Origin of the sequence: Dyadobacter chenwenxiniae (genome assembly GCF_022869785.1) — a bacterium.
In the GTDB taxonomy this organism is placed as follows: Bacteria; Bacteroidota; Bacteroidia; order Cytophagales; family Spirosomataceae; genus Dyadobacter; species Dyadobacter chenwenxiniae.
In genome coordinates this window covers 3,444,373-3,466,476 of the sequence record NZ_CP094997.1, presented here as the reverse complement: position 1 = coordinate 3,466,476, position 22,104 = coordinate 3,444,373, and the positions used below count along the sequence as shown (strand labels likewise).

Here is a 22,104-nt window from a genome sequence, read left to right as displayed (position 1 = left end):
AGAAAATTAAATGCTGCCGGGGGATTAAGGACAGGCCAAATAATAAGGGGGATCAGGCCCCGTATTCATTAGTTAAATATAGTCAATATACCGCAACTTTAAAGCAAAATGGGGTGAAAGGGTGGATTTCAGGGGTGAAAAAACCAATCATAAATGGACACTTTTTGTGTGGTTTATTTTGGATAAATATTAAGCTGTTTTGTTCTGATTATTTGGAATTAATTTATTATATTTATCTGAATATCAATATGATATGAACCAATTCTGGCAAGTTGTCGCATTTGCATTTATCCCAAACTTCAATGTATGGATTCACTCTTATTTACTGATGCTTTCACCAGTGTGGAAGCGGAAACCATTGCGCGCGAACTAAAATCCGGACCGGGTTACCATGTTTTTGGAAACGCCCTCTCTCCGGAAACCGTTTCGGCACTCACCAACATTGTTTCGTCCGATTCGCTCCTGGTCAACAACAATAACCTGGGCTATGTGAGGGCTTACTGGACGAAATATCTTTCTCACACGCTGGCGCTGTCAAAAGAATGCTACGACATTATTACATCGGAGCGAATCCGCGGAATCTGCCGTCATTTTTTTGATAACCCATTCAAAATCAGTAATCAAAGAGTTTACGAAACGCATACCCGCTCCCATCTTCCGTGGCACACCGACAATAATCTGCAAGCCGGAAATGCTTATAATGGCAAGCACGACCTCCCGGGCATTATGTTCCTGTTTTATTTGTCCGATGTTTCCGATACGAACCCGTTCCAGCTGATCGCTGGATCCTATAGATGGTCGGAGCAAAATAAGGAGCGGTTTTTTTCGGATAAGGTCATTGAACAAAATTACAAGGACGATATCGTGACTGTGCGAGCACCAAAAGGAGCTTTGATCATCTGCAATACACACCTGATCCACAGGGCCGAACCCTTCAACCGGCCAGGTTTCAAACGGCTTACTTATCTTTTTCAAATCGACGAAATCTCGACCAGACACGAGGGCCACGGTGAAAAAATCTTACTGAATCCGGCATTTGTAAACGAAACCAGTCCCGAAATCCTCACTTATCTTGGCTTCGGCCAAAAAGCCGATTATCCTGCTTTCCCCGAAACTTCGGTTTCCACCATGTTGCCGCATGATATCGCTTCACTGCAAAAAGACATTCTTCCCAAAGCTGTAAAAGGCCTGGCCGTTTCACTGGCCCGGCGCGTAATTCCCGGCTCCATCGTTAATGCAATCAGAAAAAAAATTCACAAAGGATCTATTTAATTGATAATGAACCCTTCCAAAAGAATCGCCAATCTTGACCTGTTTCGTTTTCTTGCCATTGCTCTCGTTATTTACTATCACATTGGAGAGCGGTTTACGCTGGACAAAACCATTGCTGTCGGCAAATATGGTGTTGAAATGTTTTTCGTACTGAGTGGATTTCTGATCACCAACATTTATTACAAGAAAAGTGTCGGTGAAAATCTGATCCGGTTCTGGCTGCAAAGATTTCTCAGAACTTATCCGCCTTATCTGGCCGCCCTCGCAATTTCTTACTCTGCTGTGTTCTTTGGCAGGCGCCAGGATTTTGATCCGGGCTTCCTCTTCTTTTTTCAAAACTTTTATCAGGTCATTCCGTTTTTCAAAATTTCCTGGTCATTGTGCATTGAGGAGCATTTTTATATCGTGTTTCCGTTCGTTGTCCTGCTCACTTCCCGCGCTACTTCTTCAAAACATGCCCGCCTCGCTGTTTGGATCGCCATCACATTGACTCCATCTGTCATTCGATATTTCGCAGGCGATTTTCAGATAAAGGAATTCGGCTATTACACGACGGCAACGATTTTTCGGTTCGACGGCATTGCGCTAGGGTGCACGATTTCTTATATTATCAACCATTATTCCTTTTCATTCAAGTCAAATGTTTATGTAAGTCTGTTTGCGGCAGCCGTTTTTGCGGGGATTTCTTATTGGCTGGCTGATGTTGATTCCCAGTTTAAGTATTGCACCGGTTACCTGTTCCTGGTTCTTTCTGCCGGTATGCTGCTCGTTTCATTCTATTTCTCGCCTGAGTTTGTGCTGAGCAAAACACTGTTTGTCAGGCAGATCGCTCTGATGGCTTATTCTCTTTATCTCACGCACGCCCTTATTTTGAATGTTTTTGATAAAATATTTCACAAATATCCTGCTTTCTCGATCCTCGCTGTGCCTGTATGTGTGACGGCGATGTTACTGGTTGGGCTGGCGTTCTACAAAACCATTGAAGCTCCAAGTATTTCATTGCGGGACAACTTGTTGCACTTCCAGCCCTCGTTTAAAAAATCATCGCGTCGGCCATCTTGAATTCTTCCGGATGAGGCGGTTTTTTATTCCTCAATTCTCTCATTTTAATCTGGACCAAAAACTCGTAATAGGCAATGTTAACGCAATAGATAAGTCCGGGCCTGCCTTCCAGAAAGCCCAGGTTTAGCAAGTAAGCTTGGGTAAACCGGATCACCGGCCATAAATGCAGGCGGCTTAACCACGATTTCAATGCAGGATTTCTTTCACTCGCATGATTGGAAAACATATGTTTGAAAGGCGGGCAGGCATTAATCCTGCTGAATGCTTCCTCGTCTGAGTAGCGGTTATGGCGGTTGATCCAGTGTGACCAGCCTTTGGAAAAGCCGTAATGCAGATAGGGTTCTTTCAAATATTCGATCTTGCCAATGACCTGATCTTCTTTTTGGCCGTGGCCAAAATCTTTAAAACGCGCACGGTCTTTTCGCATTAACCGGAACTGCCATTTGGGGAAATTGTCACAATTTTTCAGCCACCGATTTTCATACATCATCTTCCAGCAGCAATAAAAACCGGCCACATCCTTGCTTGCGGTCAGGGTTGCGAGCCTCATTTCTACCAAGAAATCGTCCGTTACAATTTCATCAGCGTCCAGAAACAGGATCCAATCGTAGCGAAAATGAATATGGTCCAGCGCATAATTCCGTTGTCTGCCGAAGCTTTCGAAATCATTATGCCAGATTTTTGCACAATGTGCAGCACCAATCTCAATGGTCCGGTCGGTGCTTCCTGAATCCAGGATGTGAACGTCATTGGCCCATCTCAACGATGCCAGACAAAGCGGGAGGTCCTTTTCTTCGTTTTTAGTGAGGATTACGACTGAAATCATATCGGTTGCATTTTAAAAATAATTGATTGCGGGAGGGTAGACACTGCCTTTACCCGACCAGTTTGACATTCTCTTTCAAGTGGGATTCGCTGAACATGGAACATAAAATGACGCTTTCAGGAAAATCCCGGATCAGCTTTTCGATCTTTTCCGCGGGGCTCATGTCCCAGGTTCCACCCCGGACAGGTGAAAAGATAATGTTCGGTTCGCCCCACCGCTCTTCCGCGAGCTTGCGATAAGCCGTAACGCCGGGCGGACTGTTGAATTGCAGAATGTCAAAACGGTCAAAATAGGATTCATGCAAGTGTTTCTGAGATTGCATGTATGCCAGTCCAAATGCCCGGATCTTGCCGCTTGCTTTCAGTCGCATGGCCATTTCGCTGATCTCGTCTATATTGGTAATGCTTTTCAAGGGTTCGTGCACCATGAAATAATCGAGATAGTCTGTTTTCAAGGCTTTCAAGCTCTCTTCCAGGCTTTTGTACATTTCCATGCTGTTAATCTCGACTCTTTTAAAAAGCAGGTCAGAAGCGCTTTTTCCAGTGCCCTGCTTGGGGGGCAAATGGGCGTCGTGCTTTTTTTCTGAACCTCGCAATATGCGTACGATCGGCTTCATGGGACGTAACAAGCTGGCTTTCCAGTCGGCTTTAATGCCAAACTTGCTGGTCAGCACAATCTTGTCCCGGTTATTTTTAAACACCCTGCCCACCAGTTTTTCTGCATCGCCGAAGCCATAAGACCGCGCCAGATCATAGTGTGTTATGCCGTGTTCAAAGGCCAGGCTGAGTGCCCTGCCGCATGTTTTAGAATCGATGGATCCCAGCACCGGCGCACATCCCAATCCGAGTACGGAAGATTGAATCCCTTCGACTAATTCAATTGTTCTCATCAGTTCGTCATTAAGTGTTTGGCAAGGCGACATGCAAATGCCCCGAGCAAAAAGGTCGGGTTGGCCTGGCCCGAAGTGGGGCATACTGAGCTGCTGCAAACGTAAACATTGCTCGTTCCCCACAATTTCAGATTGCTATCTACGACGCCTTTTCGCGGGCTGTCCGCTATTCTGGTTGTTCCCGACTGGTGCATGCCATCCCTGGACATATTTTTTATTGCGTCATAAAGCTGATCTTCTTCATACCAGTAAGTGAGTTTTCCGCATCCGCATTTTTGCAGCCAGCTGTCCAGCGCCTGGTGTGTTTTGATCACTGAATTGATATCATCGTCTGTCAGTGCATAGTCAACGTGCAGCGTTTCCTGGTCTTCGTCCAGATACAGTCGGTTTTCGTAGTGTGGCACCTGCTCAGAGTGAAAATGAAGTGCATATTTATTTTCAGGTGAAAACAGAAACACGCCGGGGAGCTTTCTTTTGAGTAAATATCTTTTGTAAAAAATCGCGGCAGGTGTCAGGAGCGAATGAGGCAATTCGCGCAGAATGTTCAGGATATGCCCGTTAATACCCGTTCTTTTTCCTTTGGTAATTGACTGGGCAATGGCTGGTGGCGCAAGCTTTTTGCCCAAAACAGGCGTGATCATGGCCAGATACATGAACGACATGGCGCCGCTTCTGTGTAACGGGTTGTAATAAAGCGGGTTGTCCAGCCAGATTGCCGTGTTTAATAAATTATTTTCTTTTAAAAAATCCGGGGTAAATTGAAACCGTCGCCGGATATAGGTGTTATCCCGTGTTTTCAGAAACCCAAAATCCGTTTTATCCGGATTTCCGTTGAAGACAACCGAGGCGATTTTTCCGGAAATGTGGCCCTGGTAATAATGTCCCAAAGCAGCAGGAACAGCATCCAGATTGCGAAAAAGCTGTTTGTTGCGGAGTAATATGCGGGTTGTTTCCTGTGCGCCGGATGCGAGGACAAACTTCATGGCAGTGATTTCAAGTCGTTGCCGGGTAAGCACGTTCCGGATTGTCGCAGAAGTCACTTTACCTGATTCGTCCGGTGCTTTGAAGTCCCTGAACTCGTAACCTTCCAGGATGTGAATGTCCCGCGAAGCTTTCAACTGCCCGGCATAGCGTTTCCCAAACCGCGTTGGCATGCTCCATCGCTCGATGACCGAATCCGTGACAAAACCTTCTTCAAAACCTTCTGCAATGTGCGTGTTCTTGAATTCCTTAATCTCGTTCAGGTTGAACACGGGCTCGCCGCATTCGAAGTATTCGGCCGTTTTGGGGAGATACGGGGTGAGGTCTTTGAGTATATCCACTCCCCAGGTGCATTCGTCACCAGTGACGCCGCGTTCCATAAAATCAATTTCATCGTACATGACGCATCTGCCGCCCCAGGTGGCCGAGGTGCCGCCCAGTCCTTTGTTGGTGCATTCATAAGGACTGTAATGGTTTACATGGTTATGGACTTTGATTGAATCGTCCAGCGAATTCCGGTTATTTTTTCCGGCATGGCCGTATTCTACGATCAGGATTTTTTTGCCGGGATTGAGCCGGCTGTATTCCAGTCCCGTAATGATACCAGCCGGGCCGCTGCCGGCAATGCAGAGATCGTAGAGCATGTTAAACGGATGGGTCAAGTTCATTTTCTAGGAGGAAATTATTGCGTTGTCTGATACATTGGGCAGGGTTTCCGGTATACACCATCCAGGGTTCCAGGTTTTTCGATGTCACAGAACCTGCACCCAGGACACTTCCCTCTCCACAGCGTACACCCGGCAGTACGATGGCTTTTGAGCAGATCCAGGCATAGGGGGAGATGTGGATCTTCTTTTTTATATAGGTAAAATCAAGACGGTTGTAATCGTGCGTGGCACCACAGAGAAATGCATGTTGTGAAAGAATGGAATGATGTCCCAGGTAAACGCCTCCCGGATTATAGATCTCTACATGGGGGCCGATGGTGACCACATCTTCCGTTTCCAGGAGCCAGGGCGCCCAAATTTTGCAATCCGGATAAATAAAATTCTCTTTACCGAGCTTTGCACCAAACATGCGCAGGATGAGGGCCCGCCAGGCATGAAAAGGGGCAGGAGTCCACGCGCATAGCAGCAGCCAGGACGCTTTCCAGAGTAATCTTGTAATTTTGTTGCCTACTGAAAATACGGGGCGCTTGTATGGATCAGAATCGTTGATATCATGCTGAAACATCGGAATTGAGGTTAAGTGAGACATGTTTTGCAGCGTTTCCTGCCGCAGCCAGATAAATCTTTTCAATCTTTTCAATCGTTATATTACTGTCAAATCGCTTGACGTTTTTTAATCCTTTGGCTATCAGTCCTGATCTCTCTTCGGGGCTGTACGACAATAGCTTTTCAAGCACTTTTGCCGCATCGGTGGCCCAGGCTTCGGCCTTTCGCTCGTCGGATGGTCGCCTGTCGATAAACAATGCAGCGCCGCCCGCGACCTCGGTCATAGGCGCTTCGTCTGTTGTAAGCACCGGGGTGCCACTTGACATGGCTTCCGCAATGGGCCAGCCAAATCCTTCCGCTATAGAAGGAAAAAGAAATGCGCTTGCTGCCTGATAAGCAAGCATTACAAATGAATCGGCCTTATTTACCAAAAAATGAATGTCATCCCTGTATGCCGACGATGCGTGTGCTTTTTTTATCACGTCATCCGGCTCAGGGCCTATCATTAGCAGGGGTTTCTGATTGGTAAATTTCACACGCCATTTGGAATAGATCTCAATAACTCCCTTTCGGTTCTTGTTCCACTGATTACCTCCTACATGCAGTAAATAGCCGTTTTTGAGTTCAATTCCGGTTTCTGCTGCCAGTGATGACAATGCTTCAGCCGGGCTTTCGCTTGGTTTGCAGGACTGTACAAGCCCGTTGTAAACCATTTCAGAAACAGCGGGCCGGTGGCCGAGGAGAATATGCAGGTCGTCTCTTGTTTTTTCGGAAATTGATATAAAATTTTTTGCTGAAAGAAACCCTTTGCGAATCATTTCCTGGTATTTCCTGCCGCTCCAGCTGTTCCTGTTCTCAGGAATAAGGCCCATGGCCGAGAATTGTGCGAGAAAATCGTGGCAATGGACAATGTGGTTATAGTCCCGGATCAGCGGTGCCCAAATACCAAGTGAATGATCCGTAAGCACATATAGTGTGTCCTTTGGTTGTTTTTTGATCAATTTTTTTACCTGACGGGGAAACAGGATATACTGATCAATGTAACCCATCCACTTTTTGAAATTGGCGGGGCCGGGAATGTTAAAGCATTGGGGTTCAGGGATCCATAGCTGCACCTGATGACCGCGCTCTCTCATTCCGTCCACCAGCCATTTGGCGTAGCGCTGGGTGCTGATAGAGCCGAGAAAAACCGGGTGCGAAAAAAATACAATGTTCATAACGTTGGCAAGGTGAACGATGAGGAGTGGGTTTTAATGAGGAACTTCTTCGGTCTCGATATGCTCTGTTTCTAAATCGTCATCATAGTCGGGGCCTTTCAGTGCGGCCAGGATCAGTCCACCCGAAAGGACGGCAAAGCCAAGGGAAGCAGGCTGTGCCCACTGGCCTTGCAGAATGTTAACCAGCGAAAAACCGATCAGCATCCAGGGTAAAAAATTCTCCGCACGCAATGCGCGCACGGCGTTAATGGTCATGCGGGCGATCAGGTGTACGCGAAGCAGGATCGTTGCCAGGCCCAGCACCAGTCCCATTTCACCGATAATGCGGCCCCATTCTCCCTCTGAGATCAAAAAACGGTTGGTTCCCGTCATCAGCTTAGCACCAGCATTTGTGCCCATACCAAGCCCTTTTCCCACGAAGAGCGACTGTTCGGTGGTTTCTGTAACGGCTGTGATCATCCCACCCAAAAAGCGGTCGCCTAACGTTCCTTTCAGCCCGCCTTCGACCCGGTCGGCCGACTCGAAGCGGGAAATGAATGCTTCGGTGGCTGTTTGGAAAAAGCCAAAGTTGGACAGCAGCACAAACAGGATAATCCCTGCCACCAATGTTCCGGCCATGCGTGGCATGTAGGCAGGTTGCCGGGAAGCGGCCAGTAAACCAAACAAGAAAGCAATGACCACCTCAAAAAGCAGTGTACGGCTGATCGACATGGGGATAGCGGCAAGCATGCAACCCGTCGCAACCACCAGCAGCCATCTGTTGATCTGACTGGATTTGTCGAGCCAGAAGAACACAACATAAATGGCAACAAACCCATAAAAGGAAGCCAGTCCTGTAATGAAGGAAAAGGTGCCGGGAGGGCGGAAAAAGCCCATTGCCCCGCTAAATCCCCCGCCCGTGACGTCTCCGCCGATCCCGCGATTGACCCAGGCTGATTGCGGACTGTAAAACTGCATGGCCATCAGAATGGTCATGAAAGGTGTGATAATGAGCAGTACACGTCCGATTTTGATCACGTCCTCGTATGTGAAAACGATGCCGATTAAAAACAGAAGCGGGAATTGGATCAGCATAATCCTGGCGCCATAAACGGCCACGGTAATATCGCCATGACCCACAAAAAGGGTGAGCAGAAACGACGCAAATGTTACCAGCAGGGCGATAATGGTATAGGGGTTACTCCGGAAAAAGCCCTCCCTGAATGCCAGAAAAAGCACACCGATCGCGACAGGATCACGAACAATCAGCAGGGGAGTGGCCAGGCTCGGGAACACCCATTTGCGTAATGCTCCTTCCAGGATCAGCAGCCAGAAATACAGCCAGATCCCCTTTCTAATTTGGGATAGGACCCGTTGCTGCCGAAGTATCTCCGGGTTGATTTCCTCTTCCATCTCTAAATAGCTATCCCACGTATTGGCTTGAATCATTTGCTAGGCAGTTTTTTTGATATTTTTCTATTTCAAGAATAATCTTATTGGTGTAACCGGCCCAGGAATAACTGGCTGCGTGCCGTTGTGCATTAATGCTCATTTGATCCAGTTGGTCTGTATTATCCAGAAACCATCTGAGCTTTTCAGCAATAGCACCCGGACTTCGGATAGGAACCTCAAACCCGGTTCCGCCGTCGATGACGAGGTCTCTTCCTCCCGTATTTGCTGTGATGATGACAGGTAATCCCTGGCTCATGGCCTCTTGTATCACCAGCGCGCGTCCTTCGACGATGGACGGCAGGCAAAAAACGTCACAGCTGCGCATCAGGGTGAGCACGTCGGCGTGCGGACGTGTGGGCTCGTAGGTAAAACGGGTAAGCTTGTTCCGGTAAAAGGATAATTCACGTAGCAGGCTTCCCAGTACGACCAGTTCTATTTCGTCGGTATCCAGTATTTTGATTGCTTCAAAAAGATCGGCTAATCCTTTCCGCTGACCCATGCTTCCGGCAAACAGGACCCGAAGCGGACGGTTGTTACGTCTCGTTTTTTTGGTTGACAAATTGTTTTCAGGTGAGCCAAATGGCGAAACAACCAGTTTTTTCTCGAGGGCAAGTGTTCCGAGCGAATCCGCGACGAAGCTTCCTGGTGTGACTATAATGTCGGCCAGGTCAAGTTCCATGCTTTTGCGTTGCAGCTTTTTTTCTGAGTCGCTAATGCCGCCGGCGAGTGTTTCGGACCATTCGGGAAGTCGTGCGGCTTCTTCCAGCAACAATTTGCGGCTGGTTTCCCAGAAAGCGATCGGCAGTTCGTACACACAGGTGATCCCAAGCTTTTTAGCCTGTCTGAATGTTTCGAGCGCACCGTCTTCATAGGCATAAACCACATTCAGCCCGCTCTTCTGGAGGCCGGGCAATTGAGAAGCGACATATCTGTCCAGGCTGTGATACACCTTGTCGATACAAAACACGCCAGACTCGTGGGCTGTTAATGATTTAAAGCCTGCTTTGTTGCTGATCATCCTCCCCATTTCAAGCCACGGGTAGGTGTGGGTGCGGGCCTGGATCTCCGGGTCAAAATTTCTTCGTTTCAGCTCCGATAATCCGGGCAGCCGCGCGAGCAGATCCAATGTCGTATCCGGAAATGTGGCAATGGTCGTATAGAAGCTATGGAGGTTACCTGCCTCGGCAAGACCCTTCGCGATGGCACGGACATTTGCATTACCGGTAGGATGTGAGACAAGCACTTTCATCGGGTCCGTGGCTTGGTTAAAATCAGTTTTTTGACGTATTTCTTGATTGTCGCAGTAGAACTTTGATACAGTTCAATCACTTTTCCGAAGCCGTGTTTGTGACTCCATATATAAAATTTTGTGGCGGTTGTTGAAGATAATTGAAGAATTGCCGTTTCAAGATCCCTCTTTTCTTCCTGGTTATACACATCCCACGAAAGGCATCCCGAATGCGTAATGGCGAAGTGTTGCTTTGCGCGCTCGACGGGTTTTAAATCCCAGGAGAGCTGCTCGAAAGCGGGCGTTAACGCATAATTGAATACCGCATTCAGACCATTGATTTCTGCCAGTTTACGTTTCTTCCTTACATTCCCCTGGTCCGTCCAAACCCGGTAGGCAGAAAGGATTTCAGGGCTATAAACATTGCCATATCCTGCTTTCGCAATGCAAACCGACAAAAAATAGTCCTCGGCAAAATCCTGTCGGCATTGAATGTAACCCGCTTTTTCCAGCGCCTCTCTCCTGAACATCAGGATGTTCGCAGCAACGCGATATCCCTTCAAGGCCCATTTCAATGCGTTCTCGCTGGTAACAAATCCTGCGCCGCGCAGCAGCCTCCTGGGTTCTCCGGCGTAGCCATTGTGGTCTATCTCACGTACCGCCGCGTGCGCGTAACCTGCCTGCGGATGCTCGGTCAGCAATGTGGAAAGCGTTTTAATATAATCCGGGAATAGCGCATCGTCGGAGTCGAGTTTAACGATGTAATCGCCTGTTGCTGCCCGCAAGCTATCGTCGGTGTTGCCAGCGAGCCCTTTGTTGCTTTTCTGGCGGATAATGCTCATTATGCCTATTTCGGTTGCCAGCTTTTTCAGAATTTCCCAGGTTTCGTCGGTGCTGCAATCGTCGGAAACAATGATCTCGTCGGGCAACAAAGTTTGCACCATTACGCTACGTATGGTAAGCCCGACGTAGGCTGCTTGGTTGTAGGTGGGAATGCAAACAGAAATTTTCATGTTTTATGGGGTTAGGAATGGTCAGCTAGTTCGCATACCGACTTCAGAATATTGGATGTGTATGCGTGCAGGTGCCAGTTGATACATTCACTGTGACCGGCAGCGCAAAGTGGGTGCAGGTCTCTGGCGAGATGCAGACAAGGGTGACAAGTTGCGTCCGCGTCAACCACTTTTCCTTTGAATGCGGGTGATACGATCCTGCCTTTCAGCGTTCCCGTGATCAGAATGGTACATTTGTTCGTCGCTGTTTGCAGCAAGTGCGATGGAAAGCTGTCGGTGCTGACCGTCCATCTTGCCTCCTGGGCCAGCCTGATAATGTCTTCGGATCGGTAAAACCGTATGATTTTCAGCCCTGCGTTCTTGAATGTATCAGCATAGCTATCATTTGCAAAAAAGGCGTAATAGGCGTCCGGCATGTGTTTCTTGGCCCACCAGAGCGGTACGAACTGTCTGCCAGTCCCGTTTGGGAAAACGACGGTATATTCTTTCAGGTCCCCGGGAATGTTGAGCTCGACGGAAGCGGGAACGGGTTGCCGAAATTTCTCAATCAACCGCACATGCTGTTTTTCAACCTGGATTGTAAAGTTTTCGTAAGAAATGTGACGTAATTTCTTAATTCCGATAATGTCCAGATAGCCCTGATAGCCCGAAATCCACTTGGCAGCAGGAATCTGAACAACCCCCAGCCGGTCTGCTGCGTTGAAGATCCAGGTGTTGACGTAATCTTTTAATTCTTTTTTCTTTTTATCCTGAATAACAGCGCGCTGATAAGGCGAAATGAAGCGTTTTCCCTTTAATAAATCTTTATATAAATGTCTGATTCCCAAGTTGGTGTATTCGAGGTCAACCTTAAAGGAGCTGTCTGTTACAATGGTAAGTTTGTCGCCAAACGCGAATTCTGCAAGCGTTCTGAAATAGGAAGGAATGCAGATCCGCAGCTTGAAACCGGGCAGGAGATCAGCGACGGCGTAGAAGCCTACCAGGCGCATCCAGATATCCCCGTTGCCGCCCTTCGTTGAGTCAATTGTAAGAAAACGATCCATATCAGTTACGTTAATTTTGGCACGGTTGCTTTTGCGTTGCTATTGACAAGCATGTTCAGGAATTCATTTGAAACAAATTGTGTGCTCCATTGCTCAGAGGGCCTTTCTTCGAGGAAATCATTGTAATCGCTAATTTCTCTGTCATATTCGGGAATTGAGCTCCATGCGGAGGTCAGTACTTCAAGTCGGTGTAATTTCATGGCTGCGTACACCCCGCTTTTGCCGTAATGCTGGCGAGGCGTGCCTGAAATCGCCTTGTCGAGCAATTGCAGCATGGTAGAAACTTTGGCTTCTGGTAACTCACCCAGATTGGCAAATGTTACTTCGCTTTCAAATTGCGTTTTCAGCTTCTCGTATTCTTCCTTCGCGCCTATGCGCCCGAAAGCAATGAAAACCAGCTTCTTGCTCACTGCCAGTGCGGACAGATACTGCTCCCGGATTGTGCTCTCGAGGTCGCAGCCAGGATAAAGGCTTCCGAACAATCCGATCACTACATGATGCTGGCGCTCATGAGGTGCTATCCCAAGCTGCCTGTAAACAGAATCAGCAAATTGATCGTCTTTGGGCATTAGTGAAATGTTACTGAAAAGCGGCAGTATGCCTGCTTTTATATGTTTATTTTCCAACACAAGCTGATAGAGCCTGTTGCTGGTTGTGATGATTTTCGGATTGAGCTTTTCCACAAGATCCCGCGCAATCCTGGCCTGGAAAAAGCCGTAAATCTTGTGTTTGAGTGGAGAAAGTCGGGTTATGCCCACCCACATCTCGTGAAACATGATGTGGCACGGAATTCCGGTTGTTATTTTTTTCAATGAGCTGCCCAGACCAAATGGTAACCCTTTTTTTTGAAACCCGTAAGGCACATATTGCAGGCTTATCCAATCGGGCCTTATGAGTCGGATGAAGTTGCCTGCCAGTACAATCCGTTCACCCCAGGGGAGGCGGCTGGACAGCCTGAGGACCCTGATCGCAAGACCTCTGTCATACTGGACCCGTTCCTGATGATGCGGGTGTAAATGTGTGTCGTTCAATGCAATGATTGATGCGTGATGGCCTGCCCTGATCACTTCGGAAGACATACGCCGTGCATAGTCTCCGACGCCGTCAGATCCTTCTTCAAGGGATGGGCAAATGAACAGTATCTTCATTTCAGGCATTTATAATATTCTTTGTATAGCCCAGGATGGCAAGGCTGAGATCATCGCTTGTGCCAGTCTGATATGCATTTTGTTTTTTGGGTAATATGGGCTGTTCATGAATGCCAGTGCCAGTGCTTTATCGCCCCTGCGCAGACTCATGTTGATGCCCGGTATCAGTTTGGATGATACAAATTCGTATTTCTGTTTCTGATAGTGAGCAGGCACGTCGATACTGATCACATTGCGAAGCAATTTGTCAATAGTGAGGCCGCCCGAAGTTGCGGCAAGTGAATGAACCCGGTAACAGGCGAGTTGTTCAGCATGATAGACGAAAATTCCTCCGTTCACAGCAATTTTCAGGAAGACCTCAAATTCAGGTGTGTTAAGGCTGTTATCAAAGTTGTGTTGCAACAGCAGATCGCGCCGGATCAATGCTGCTGACATAGGCACACTGTTGTTCAAAACAGTTGATACCGCGTCTGAAATGCGACCGTGCGGCAGATTAGTGCGATGGTAAGTGGCATTGGCCTCTTCGGTGTAAGCATGCAGGATCTGGCCTTTTTCATCAATAAAATATTGGTTGCTGAATGCTACATCCACGTGCCCCGAGTCCAGTAAGTCCACAAGCGACTGGATGAAATCGGGCATCAGGATATCGTCGTCCCCGATAATGATCATGTATTTGCCGGAAGCGATCTGCACACATTCGTTCCAGTTGCCTGCCAGTCCGAGATTTCCAATATTGAGGTTGTATGTAAAAAAGGGCAGTTTCTGCGCCTGTTCCTGGCACCATTCCATGATATCCGGGTCGGGGCCGTCTTTTTTGGGGTCCTGGGACACGCATATCTCAATGTTCTGATAAGTCTGGTCCAGACAGCTCTGCACCGACTGTTTCAGATATTCCAGACGTGAATAAGTGGGTATACAAATGGAAATCAGCATAGACATTTTGATTTGGAAAACTGCTTACTGAAACAATCTTTTATAATCGTTGGAATAGGTAAAGGCCTTATTAAAAGCACGTTCACGAATTTTTTTGGCCGGAACCCCTGCTACCACATCGAATGGCTTCACCGGCCGTGTCACTACTGCGCCAGCTGCTACAACCGCAGCTTCTCCAACCTGCACACCCGGCAAGATCATGGCCCTTGTCCCGATCCATGCATAACTGCCGATGCTCACCGGATAGTCGCGTCCGAGGAAATCCTCAGAGTCCATGTCATGATCGCCTGTGAGAATGCACACTTCATTGGAGACAGATACATTTTCGCCAATGTTAATTGTCCCCCGATTATCGATCCTGCAATTGGCATTTACCACCGAATTGCGTCCTATGGTCAGGTTTTTGGCCGAGTCGAATGTGCAGCCCATGAAAATGTGACTTCCCTTCTCAATGCTGAACTGCATTACATTGCGGTAATACCACAGCCTGATCCGGTTGCTGGGAATGTGTTTGATCCAGTGATTGCACAGGTACAATCTGAATTCCGACAGTAGTCCTTTCATCACTTTTTCGTTAATACCTTTTGTAAAATCTTCCCAGGAAAGTTGCCACTTTCATTTCCAGCTGTTTTAATCCAACATAATAGCCGGGATAGAGCCGGACTGCATCATTGGTGTTATTCCAATAGGCGCGATCGGAAAGGGATGGCGGGTTCCCCTTCAAAAAGCTCAGCATGTAATTCTTTTTCCACGGTTTCGGACTGCCCGTTGCGTGCGACATTACCTTTCCGCCATGCACAAAATCCATAGCTTCGGGGCCATATTCGCTGAGCGGAACGCGGCTGCACATGGCTGCAATGTTCAAGGCATCCTGGTCTTTGGCATAAAACGGATTCGTACGGTCCAGATCGAAGGTGAAATCGTTGAGATCCATGTTGTAATCGGTCACCGATATTTCGACGAACTTTTTATATAAATGTGCAAACTCTACGTGCTCCCGGCTGATTCCCCAGAAACCCGCATTGATATAGGAATGAATGTGATTGGTCACTTCCAGGTCATTTTTCCGGATCAGATCGCGCCATAGCACACGCACCGGATGGGTTGCCGGCATGTCGTTATTGGTAATCTCATGCACGAGCGGAACGCCCAGCGACAGCCATTGTTCGTAGAATGACCATCGGCATTTGATTACAATATCCGGGTCAAAATAAATAACGCCGGCAACGTCGGCTGCAACCTGTTCCATCAGTTCAATGACGAAGCCAGGCTTGTAATTGGTAAGGTGGAATTCGGTTTTGACGGGCAGGAAATGCACGGTGATCCCTTCCACCGGGTTAATTGTGCTGGAATTTTCCCACTGCAGGACTTTTCCTTTCTTGCCGTTTGCCCACTCGGGAATGCTCCCTTTATAGCCGGCATAGATGTGCCCGGAAAACCCGTTCTTCGACAACGAATTGACCAGCGCGGCTACGCCATAATGGTAGTGACCTTCAAAGAGGGTGCATACAGCTATGTTCATTTTTAACGGGTTACGTGAGTAGGGTCCTTTTGTTTTGGATCAGAAAATGGGCGTAGCGATACATGCTCTCCTTCGTCAGGTGAATACCGTCAATGGTCTGGTAATCATGCAGCTGGCCCGATTCGATCCAATGGTAATTTTGGTTGTTAAATACTGCTTTTAATGTGTTTCTTTGATATTCCAGCAACTTACTGTGATACAAGTCCTTGTGCACAGGCATTTCGAAAAATACGATCTGACAGCCTTGTGCGCTGATGTAATTCACATGTTTTTCCAGTTCTTCCAGGATATTCTCAAAGTGGTGTGTGTCAATGGATTCATTGTAGATCCGGTAAAACCGGTCGAGTTCTTCGGTGTTCAGCCGGCCGAAATCCGGGTTTGCTGTTTCAGGTCTTTTGCTGATAGATAAATGCTTTACTGCCGATTTAATCAGCGAATCGGGCCGGTTCTTTTTTAGAAAACAAGGAGCAACGTGCCTCAGCTTTCTCCATTGTTTTTCAAAAACCGTGGTGATAAGTTCTTTGTCCGAGCCTTTGGAAATATAGTTTGTCTCAACAAAAACCACTTCCGGCACCTTACCCGACAAGGCAATGATTTCCAGCCCCGTACAGCTCCCGGAGTAAGGAAAACATAAACTAAATGCTCCTTCGGGCATGTAATGGTCCAGCTCGCCAATCAGTCCTGAACCTGCGAAAACCTTGTTATAACTACCCTGATACATATATTCTTCACAGCGCTCGATAGGGTCGTAGGACTTGTAACGAACTGCCGGAAACATGCGCAAGACCACATTATAGCCAATAAACAGCACAAATACAGTTAACAGTAAAATAGTTGCCAGGCTTATGGTTATCATCATGCTGATGCCAAATGCTTCGTTTTCAGAATTTTAAAGCCACAAAAAGCGGTGTTGACCAGAAATTGGGCGAATGCAACAACTATGTTGAATATCAAAACACCTTTCAGGTTGGACACATCCAGGAGCATAATACCAGCAGCCACAGTTACTAGGTTTATTCCAATGGAAAAGAAAGGTTGTATGGTCCATCCTCTGCTGGAATAGATCCCATAAACAGCCCCGCTGATCATTGCCAGCGAACTTCCCGCCATATTCAGCACCAATGCCGTTTCCAGGTCGGCATACTCTCTGCCCAGAACTGACAGGATCACCGGCGAGAACAACCAGGAAATGAGCACGATCAGCACCGAGAACGTTAAAAGCCCGCCCATAATCATTAAAAAGCTTCTCAACAGCTTATTCCGGTCCGCATTTAACCGCGCAAATCTGGGAATGATCATGATCGCGAACATGACGTTGAAAAAATTCAAAATCATCGATATCCTGCCCAAGGCCCCGATCTGTGCCACCGCAAATGCGGTACCGGAAAGCGAAACCAACCAGATCACTATCTGGCCGGAATAAGCATAGTAGACTGTCAACGGAAAGATCCGTTTAACCATTTTAAGCATCTCCGCATTCACAACTGCATCCACCGGTTTGCTGAAATCAGCGAACCGACCTGCATTCTGTTTCAGCTTTACATTGCCCCAAATCCTGGGTATCCCATTGGCCAGCAACGAAATGAATGTCCAGGGGAAAATGGACAATGAAAGAATGCTCAGTAAAAAGCGCCCGATCCCAACCAGTAACTGGTTCACCTGTAACGACTTGATGTCCTGGTGCAGCCTGGATGGGATTTCCAGGATCGAATCAGATAACCCCGCAGTAAATGCCGGGACCAGTGCCGCCGCAATCAATAAGCTCGTGGGCCATCCTGCTCCCTGATGGATCAGAAAAAACAACAGTATCGGAAGCGAAACACACAAGCTTAGCACAGCAAATCTGCGCCTTAGGTAAAGTCCCGTCGACAAAACCGTACCCAATTGCTGCTTGTCCTTCCATACCGGTCCGCCCTGCGACATGATTGCATTGTTGATCCCGCTGTCGGAAAGCACCATCATCGTTCCTAAAACCGTGTTGGCAATGGTATAGTAAGCATATTCTTTCATAGGCAACAACCGGATTATCAGTATGCCTGTTATCAGGCCCATTGCCTGAACAGCCGCCTGCGTTCCTCCGGTAATCGCTACAAGCTTACCCCATTTCACTGCTTTGTCATAGACAGCGTGCGTCTGCATTTGTTCTGAAAGTTTTTTCAAGCGGTTAATGGTTTATACGACAAGACAAATCCCCATTTTACTTGTTGATCTACCTCTAAAAGCTGCAATCAAAACGGATCCAGACGACCGCTCTTTGCCAAAGCGGACGTTTCCAAAGTACTCTCGCCAGTAATCTTGGCACAACCCCCCAGCTGTGCTGCACATCGAAATAAACAATCCACTTAAATTGATAACGTACATAATTATACGTTTATCAAGATCTTTATAATTTCGCTAAAACATGCCCGCCAGTTTTTTCAGCGTTTTAAATCCGAACTTACTGTCCTCGACATCTTCCGTATGATAGCCGTAGGCATTTCCACCCGAGCCATACACATAGCCGTAACCAAATGCGTAGTCAACACCATTGTAGATCAAGCTGAGATTAGCAAAGCGTTTGGTGCGTTGCAATTCCTTGATGTGTTTCAGGTGGTCAAGAAGCGTGTGGTTGAACCTGACCACATATAATGTCGCGTCCACATGTTCTGCGATCAGTGCGGCGTCCGTCACCAATCCATAAGGCGGAGAGTCGATTAAAATGTAATCATATCGTTCGCGCAGTTCTGCTATGAGTTCCGGGAGCCGGCCATTGCTTAGCAACTCTGATGGATTAGGAGGCAGGGGACCGCAGGACAATACATCAAACTGTGGATGCAGGCCGGATGGCTGGATAAGCTCATCGAGGTTTTTCAGTCCAACCAGATAATTGGATGCGCCCTTTTTATTCGTAATGTCCAGCCGGTTGTGCAGGGAGGGTTTGCGCAGGTCTAATCCTATGAGGATCACCCGCTTATCCGACGATGCAAGGCTTACAGCAAGATTAATACTGATAAAACTTTTCCCCTCGCTGCTGATCGAAGAGGTGAGCATAATGGTGCGGCAACTGCCGTCGCCCATATATTGCAGGTTGGTGCGCAGTGCCCGGAATTGCTCGGCAACAGCGCTTCTGCTGGTCACTTTAATAATGGATTCAGAAGGATTTTTTCCTTTTCCTTTCATCATCCCGATTTCCGCAAGAATAGATGCGTTCGTGATCCGCTCGACCTCTTCCCGGTTTTGCACTGTGCTGTTGAGCATGAACAGCAGGTTGATCAGGATCAGCGGGATTACCAGACCGGCGAGTCCTGCGCCAAGCCAGATAACCGACCGTTTTGGCTTGACCGGCATATAGGACGAGATCGGCGCATCAACTAACCGGCTGTCTGTCACCGTAGAAGCGTAAGCCAAAGCAGTTTCTTCCCTTTTCTGGAGCAGATACAGATATAGGTTTTCTTTAATGGTCTGTTGCCGTTTGATCCCAACATACTCCCTTTCCTTTTTCGGAATGCTGCTCAGTCCGGATGAAAACTTGGTGTTGATCCCACTCAGATTTTCTTTGGTGGCGGCCATCCCGCGTTTGAGATTCTGCACGTTTTCCTGGATCGCCTGTCTGGTCTGGTCCATTTGGGTGTTAACCGTCTCGAAAAGAGGGTTTTCCACTTGTGTAATCCTCGCATAGCGCTCGCGTTGCAGGCTTAGCTCATTAAATTTTGTAAGCAAGGACACCAGGATGGGGTCGTCGATCATGTAGGTGGCCGGGGCAGGGGCGCCATCTCCTGCATTCTGAATATAATGGTCAACGCTTTCCAGCACCTTGATTTGCGTTTCGATCTCGTTCAGCTTGCTGTCGTTCTCCTTAATGTTTTCCAGAAATAGCTGGGACTCAGCGCTTATGTCCGTTAATCCTTTTGATTTTTTGTAAACTTCCACATCTTTTTCAACCTCGCTAAGCTCGCCTGTGATTAATCCGAGGCGGCTTTCTATGAATTTCAGCGTGTTGGAAGCTTCGCTGTTTTTATCATTCAAAGAGGATTGGACATACACGTCCAGCAGCTTATTGAGGATGTCTTTTGACTTTTGAACCGATGTATCTTCAAAGCTCAGTTCCAGCAACGTGCTTTGCGGATAAAGGACGCCAACTGTAAGCCTGCCGAGCATTCCCCGGGTGAGCGCCTGCGGATTATGGAACTGCACCTCCACCTCCCGATAATCGGATGGTGTTCCTTTGACTACTGAAAACAGTCCCCATGAAGTGCGTATTTGTGTGCCTATGCGATAATATGTCGAACCGTTATTGACGCGGAAGAATCCAGCGCTGTCCGTGTTGATAATCAGCGGATGCGCATAAGCATAGTCTGTAACGATCTGCGCATCAATCTTAATCGGGCTTTGTCCGTATAAGTCGATTGTTTTCAGCCCGTCCCTGGCCTGGAAGGAAATGTCCAGGTTAAGCTGCTTGACGACCATTCCCATGAGCAGTTGCGATTTGAGGATACCAATCTCATTTTCAAGGACCTTGTTGCCATTGAACTGAGCCATTTCCTTCATGATGGTTTCATCAGGACCTACCTGCGTTTTGCTGTCCTTGATCAGCAATGTGGTTTGGGATACATATGTTGGTTGTGTGACGATCAGGTATAAGTATGCTGCACCCAGGCACAGGGGAATGGTCAGGAAAAATAAATACCAATAGTGGAGATAGCGGCGTAAGTAAGCCTTAAGGTCAAATTTTTCGTGAAGGCCCTCGTGAGATTGCGTTAGATGCGTAGATTTTTTGTAATTCATATCATAAGATTATAAAGTGCGGTTGCTTTAATAGCATTCTTAAATGAAACGGAATAGTACAACACTAAGCGCGGTTACAATGCCTAACACGATAGGCACAACCTGGAAACCCCTGTTATTGGCACTCATCTTGGCCTTGGTAGGCTCGATATAAACCAGGTCGTTTTTATGCATATAATAAAAAGGAGAACTGAAAATATCCCTGGACGTAAGGTCCACGCGGACATATTCCCGTTTACCGTTTTCCTCCCGGATAATCATGATATTTTCGCGCCTTCCGTAAATGGTCAGGTCCCCGGCAAGGCTTAGGACCTCCGGCAATGTAATTTTTTCATTAGGGATATTGTAAACGGCAGGGCGGTTCACCTCGCCAAGCACAGAGACTTTGAAGTTGAGATTATGAATGATAACGGAAGGTTCCTTAAGATAGCGGTTGAGTTTCTTGCGGACCAGGTCGGCGGCGGCTTCTGTTTCGAGCCCTTCTACGGCGATCTTGCCGATCATGGGTAATTCAACACAGCCATCGTTACGAACCAGATAGCCAAAAGGCTGCACCGAAGGCGCACCACTGCTGCCGTAACTCATGCTCGAAGAGCTCCGCTGATTGGCGGCATTGAAGATCTCGTTAGCCTCCTGGCTCAGGCTTCCTACTATAATAGAAAGCATGTCACCTTTTTGAATGGTCGGTGTGTATGCCTGTCCCACCTCTCCGGATGAGTACCTAAGGGAGTCTCCTTGGAAATATACAATTTTCTTAGGTGAGACGCATGCATCGAAACTACCTATAAGCAATAATCCGGCACTATAAAGACAGATCAGTTTTAGTAACTGAGGGCGTGTGATCATAAAGGTTTCTACAAATAGTAAGAGGGTTGAGCTTTTAATCCAAGCCTAAGTTAAAACAAAGTATTCGGAATTAAAATTAGGTTAAAGAATTATTTGACAAATTTACTTTTGATCGAACGCTTAATTTTACATTAATATTCTGTTGAATAAATAACTTATTGTGATTGCACGGCAAAATACTTGTAGGATCATATCTAGAATTCATTGTAAAATATAAATGACATTTTGGAAATAATTTATAGTTAAAGGTTCTATGTAGAATTCCAATATTACTACGACCCTATAAAGAATAAATCCAATACATATGGATCCTACTACAAGAAATTTTGAAAATAGTATTTTTTTGATTGTAAAATAGATTTAATTTATATCAAATTTTGTGAGTGCTTGAATAAGAAGTCATTATAAAATGATCTAATTGTGCAAGCTGCAAGGAAGGATTGGTTTTTTGCAGATTCTAAAAAGGAATATTCTACGCCGAAAAAAAACTTAGTAAACGGTATGAAAAAGAATTAATTTTTTTCTTGCCGCGGAAACTAGATGGTAGCATCGGCTGAAAACATTCTCAGTGGTTGTAAGGCTGAGCGCGACCTAATTCTTTTGAAGCGCGGTATATGTAAGAAGTACGCAAAAGATTCGTTTTTTTGTGTGATGCGAAGTTGCTTTTGGTGTTTTTGTTTGACGATAGCGGGTGTGCTGGGATGGATAGAGAAGG

General features: G+C 47.0%; 19 protein-coding genes. 2 read left to right on the top strand and 17 right to left on the bottom strand.

Annotation, left to right across the window (positions count from 1 at the left end; genetic code table 11):
• The first annotated feature begins 306 nt into the window (after positions 1-306).
• Positions 307-1,272, top strand: coding sequence for a phytanoyl-CoA dioxygenase family protein (locus MUK70_RS14775; RefSeq protein ID WP_234653301.1), 966 nt, complete (start codon positions 307-309; stop codon positions 1,270-1,272).
• A gap of 6 nt (positions 1,273-1,278) precedes the next feature.
• Complete coding sequence (locus MUK70_RS14770) at positions 1,279-2,334, top strand: acyltransferase family protein (protein ID WP_234653300.1); 1,056 nt, start codon at positions 1,279-1,281, stop codon at positions 2,332-2,334.
• On the opposite strand, the gene MUK70_RS14765 is transcribed toward MUK70_RS14770, so the two are convergent.
• From MUK70_RS14765 to MUK70_RS14685, 17 genes are all read right to left on the bottom strand, one after another.
• Complete coding sequence (locus MUK70_RS14765) at positions 2,306-3,160, bottom strand: glycosyltransferase family 2 protein (RefSeq protein ID WP_234653298.1); 855 nt, start codon at positions 3,158-3,160, stop codon at positions 2,306-2,308. The genes MUK70_RS14770 and MUK70_RS14765 overlap by 29 nt on opposite strands.
• Positions 3,161-3,209: 49 nt before the next feature.
• A complete protein-coding gene (locus tag MUK70_RS14760; RefSeq protein WP_234653296.1) occupies positions 3,210-4,049 on the bottom strand; it encodes an aldo/keto reductase in 840 nt (279 codons plus the stop codon).
• The gene (locus MUK70_RS14755; protein WP_234653294.1) at positions 4,049-5,698 is read right to left on the bottom strand and encodes a GMC family oxidoreductase; all 1,650 of its coding nucleotides are present in this window, start codon (positions 5,696-5,698) and stop codon (positions 4,049-4,051) included. The genes MUK70_RS14760 and MUK70_RS14755 overlap by 1 nt, the downstream gene beginning before the upstream one ends.
• Positions 5,676-6,263, bottom strand: coding sequence for an LbetaH domain-containing protein (locus tag MUK70_RS14750; protein WP_234606525.1), 588 nt, complete (start codon positions 6,261-6,263; stop codon positions 5,676-5,678). The genes MUK70_RS14755 and MUK70_RS14750 overlap by 23 nt, the downstream gene beginning before the upstream one ends.
• Complete coding sequence (locus tag MUK70_RS14745) at positions 6,250-7,461, bottom strand: glycosyltransferase (protein WP_234653292.1); 1,212 nt, start codon at positions 7,459-7,461, stop codon at positions 6,250-6,252. Before MUK70_RS14745 ends, MUK70_RS14750 begins: the two co-directional genes overlap by 14 nt.
• Before the next feature lie 33 nt (positions 7,462-7,494).
• Positions 7,495-8,889, bottom strand: coding sequence for an O-antigen ligase family protein (locus MUK70_RS14740; RefSeq protein ID WP_234653290.1), 1,395 nt, complete (start codon positions 8,887-8,889; stop codon positions 7,495-7,497).
• A complete protein-coding gene (locus tag MUK70_RS14735; RefSeq protein ID WP_234653288.1) occupies positions 8,864-10,141 on the bottom strand; it encodes a glycosyltransferase family 4 protein in 1,278 nt (425 codons plus the stop codon). The genes MUK70_RS14740 and MUK70_RS14735 overlap by 26 nt, the downstream gene beginning before the upstream one ends.
• Positions 10,138-11,133, bottom strand: a complete 996-nt coding sequence (locus MUK70_RS14730) for a glycosyltransferase family 2 protein (RefSeq protein ID WP_234653286.1) — start codon at positions 11,131-11,133, stop codon at positions 10,138-10,140. Before MUK70_RS14730 ends, MUK70_RS14735 begins: the two co-directional genes overlap by 4 nt.
• 11 nt (positions 11,134-11,144) lie before the next feature.
• Complete coding sequence (locus MUK70_RS14725) at positions 11,145-12,176, bottom strand: hypothetical protein (protein ID WP_234653283.1); 1,032 nt, start codon at positions 12,174-12,176, stop codon at positions 11,145-11,147.
• A 5-nt stretch (positions 12,177-12,181) separates the two neighbouring features.
• Positions 12,182-13,324, bottom strand: a complete 1,143-nt coding sequence (locus tag MUK70_RS14720; RefSeq protein WP_234653281.1) for a glycosyltransferase family protein — start codon at positions 13,322-13,324, stop codon at positions 12,182-12,184.
• A 9-nt stretch (positions 13,325-13,333) separates the two neighbouring features.
• On the bottom strand, positions 13,334-14,257 hold the full coding sequence (locus MUK70_RS14715; RefSeq protein WP_234653279.1) for a glycosyltransferase family 2 protein: 924 nt from the start codon (positions 14,255-14,257) through the stop codon (positions 13,334-13,336).
• Positions 14,258-14,281: 24 nt separating this feature from the next.
• Positions 14,282-14,821 carry an acyltransferase gene (locus tag MUK70_RS14710; RefSeq protein ID WP_234653277.1) on the bottom strand — a complete coding sequence of 180 codons (540 nt, stop codon included), beginning with the start codon at positions 14,819-14,821 and terminating at the stop codon, positions 14,282-14,284.
• A 10-nt stretch (positions 14,822-14,831) separates the two neighbouring features.
• The gene (locus MUK70_RS14705) at positions 14,832-15,779 is read right to left on the bottom strand and encodes a hypothetical protein (protein ID WP_234653274.1); all 948 of its coding nucleotides are present in this window, start codon (positions 15,777-15,779) and stop codon (positions 14,832-14,834) included.
• 10 nt (positions 15,780-15,789) lie between these two features.
• Complete coding sequence (locus MUK70_RS14700; protein ID WP_234653273.1) at positions 15,790-16,638, bottom strand: hypothetical protein; 849 nt, start codon at positions 16,636-16,638, stop codon at positions 15,790-15,792.
• On the bottom strand, positions 16,635-17,939 hold the full coding sequence (locus tag MUK70_RS14695; protein ID WP_234606536.1) for a lipopolysaccharide biosynthesis protein: 1,305 nt from the start codon (positions 17,937-17,939) through the stop codon (positions 16,635-16,637). The genes MUK70_RS14700 and MUK70_RS14695 overlap by 4 nt, the downstream gene beginning before the upstream one ends.
• A gap of 234 nt (positions 17,940-18,173) precedes the next feature.
• Positions 18,174-20,543 (bottom strand): GumC family protein, encoded by a 2,370-nt coding sequence (locus MUK70_RS14690; RefSeq protein ID WP_234653271.1) that lies wholly within the window; start codon positions 20,541-20,543, stop codon positions 18,174-18,176.
• Between the two features lie 39 nt (positions 20,544-20,582).
• Positions 20,583-21,389, bottom strand: coding sequence for a polysaccharide biosynthesis/export family protein (locus MUK70_RS14685; protein ID WP_234606538.1), 807 nt, complete (start codon positions 21,387-21,389; stop codon positions 20,583-20,585).
• Positions 21,390-22,104 lie beyond the last annotated feature (715 nt).

Excerpts from the sequence above, each read along its gene's own strand:
- MUK70_RS14730 (WP_234653286.1), bottom strand. The coding sequence starts at position 11,133 with ATGAAAATTTCTGTTTGCATTCCCACCTACAACCAAGCAGCCTACGTC.
- MUK70_RS14725 (WP_234653283.1), bottom strand. The coding sequence starts at position 12,176 with ATGGATCGTTTTCTTACAATTGACTCAACGAAGGGCGGCAACGGGGAT.
- MUK70_RS14705 (WP_234653274.1), bottom strand. The coding sequence starts at position 15,779 with ATGAACATAGCTGTATGCACCCTCTTTGAAGGTCACTACCATTATGGC.
- MUK70_RS14740 (WP_234653290.1), bottom strand. The coding sequence starts at position 8,889 with ATGATTCAAGCCAATACGTGGGATAGCTATTTAGAGATGGAAGAGGAA.
- MUK70_RS14750 (WP_234606525.1), bottom strand. The coding sequence starts at position 6,263 with ATGTTTCAGCATGATATCAACGATTCTGATCCATACAAGCGCCCCGTA.
- MUK70_RS14715 (WP_234653279.1), bottom strand. The coding sequence starts at position 14,257 with ATGCTGATTTCCATTTGTATACCCACTTATTCACGTCTGGAATATCTG.
- MUK70_RS14690 (WP_234653271.1), bottom strand. The coding sequence starts at position 20,543 with ATGAATTACAAAAAATCTACGCATCTAACGCAATCTCACGAGGGCCTT.
- MUK70_RS14765 (WP_234653298.1), bottom strand. The coding sequence starts at position 3,160 with ATGATTTCAGTCGTAATCCTCACTAAAAACGAAGAAAAGGACCTCCCG.
- MUK70_RS14685 (WP_234606538.1), bottom strand. The coding sequence starts at position 21,389 with ATGATCACACGCCCTCAGTTACTAAAACTGATCTGTCTTTATAGTGCC.
- MUK70_RS14700 (WP_234653273.1), bottom strand. The coding sequence starts at position 16,638 with ATGATGATAACCATAAGCCTGGCAACTATTTTACTGTTAACTGTATTT.
- MUK70_RS14775 (WP_234653301.1), top strand. The coding sequence starts at position 307 with ATGGATTCACTCTTATTTACTGATGCTTTCACCAGTGTGGAAGCGGAA.
- MUK70_RS14720 (WP_234653281.1), bottom strand. The coding sequence starts at position 13,324 with ATGAAGATACTGTTCATTTGCCCATCCCTTGAAGAAGGATCTGACGGC.
- MUK70_RS14735 (WP_234653288.1), bottom strand. The coding sequence starts at position 10,141 with ATGAAAGTGCTTGTCTCACATCCTACCGGTAATGCAAATGTCCGTGCC.
- MUK70_RS14745 (WP_234653292.1), bottom strand. The coding sequence starts at position 7,461 with ATGAACATTGTATTTTTTTCGCACCCGGTTTTTCTCGGCTCTATCAGC.
- MUK70_RS14755 (WP_234653294.1), bottom strand. The coding sequence starts at position 5,698 with ATGAACTTGACCCATCCGTTTAACATGCTCTACGATCTCTGCATTGCC.
- MUK70_RS14710 (WP_234653277.1), bottom strand. The coding sequence starts at position 14,821 with ATGAAAGGACTACTGTCGGAATTCAGATTGTACCTGTGCAATCACTGG.
- MUK70_RS14760 (WP_234653296.1), bottom strand. The coding sequence starts at position 4,049 with ATGAGAACAATTGAATTAGTCGAAGGGATTCAATCTTCCGTACTCGGA.
- MUK70_RS14770 (WP_234653300.1), top strand. The coding sequence starts at position 1,279 with ATGAACCCTTCCAAAAGAATCGCCAATCTTGACCTGTTTCGTTTTCTT.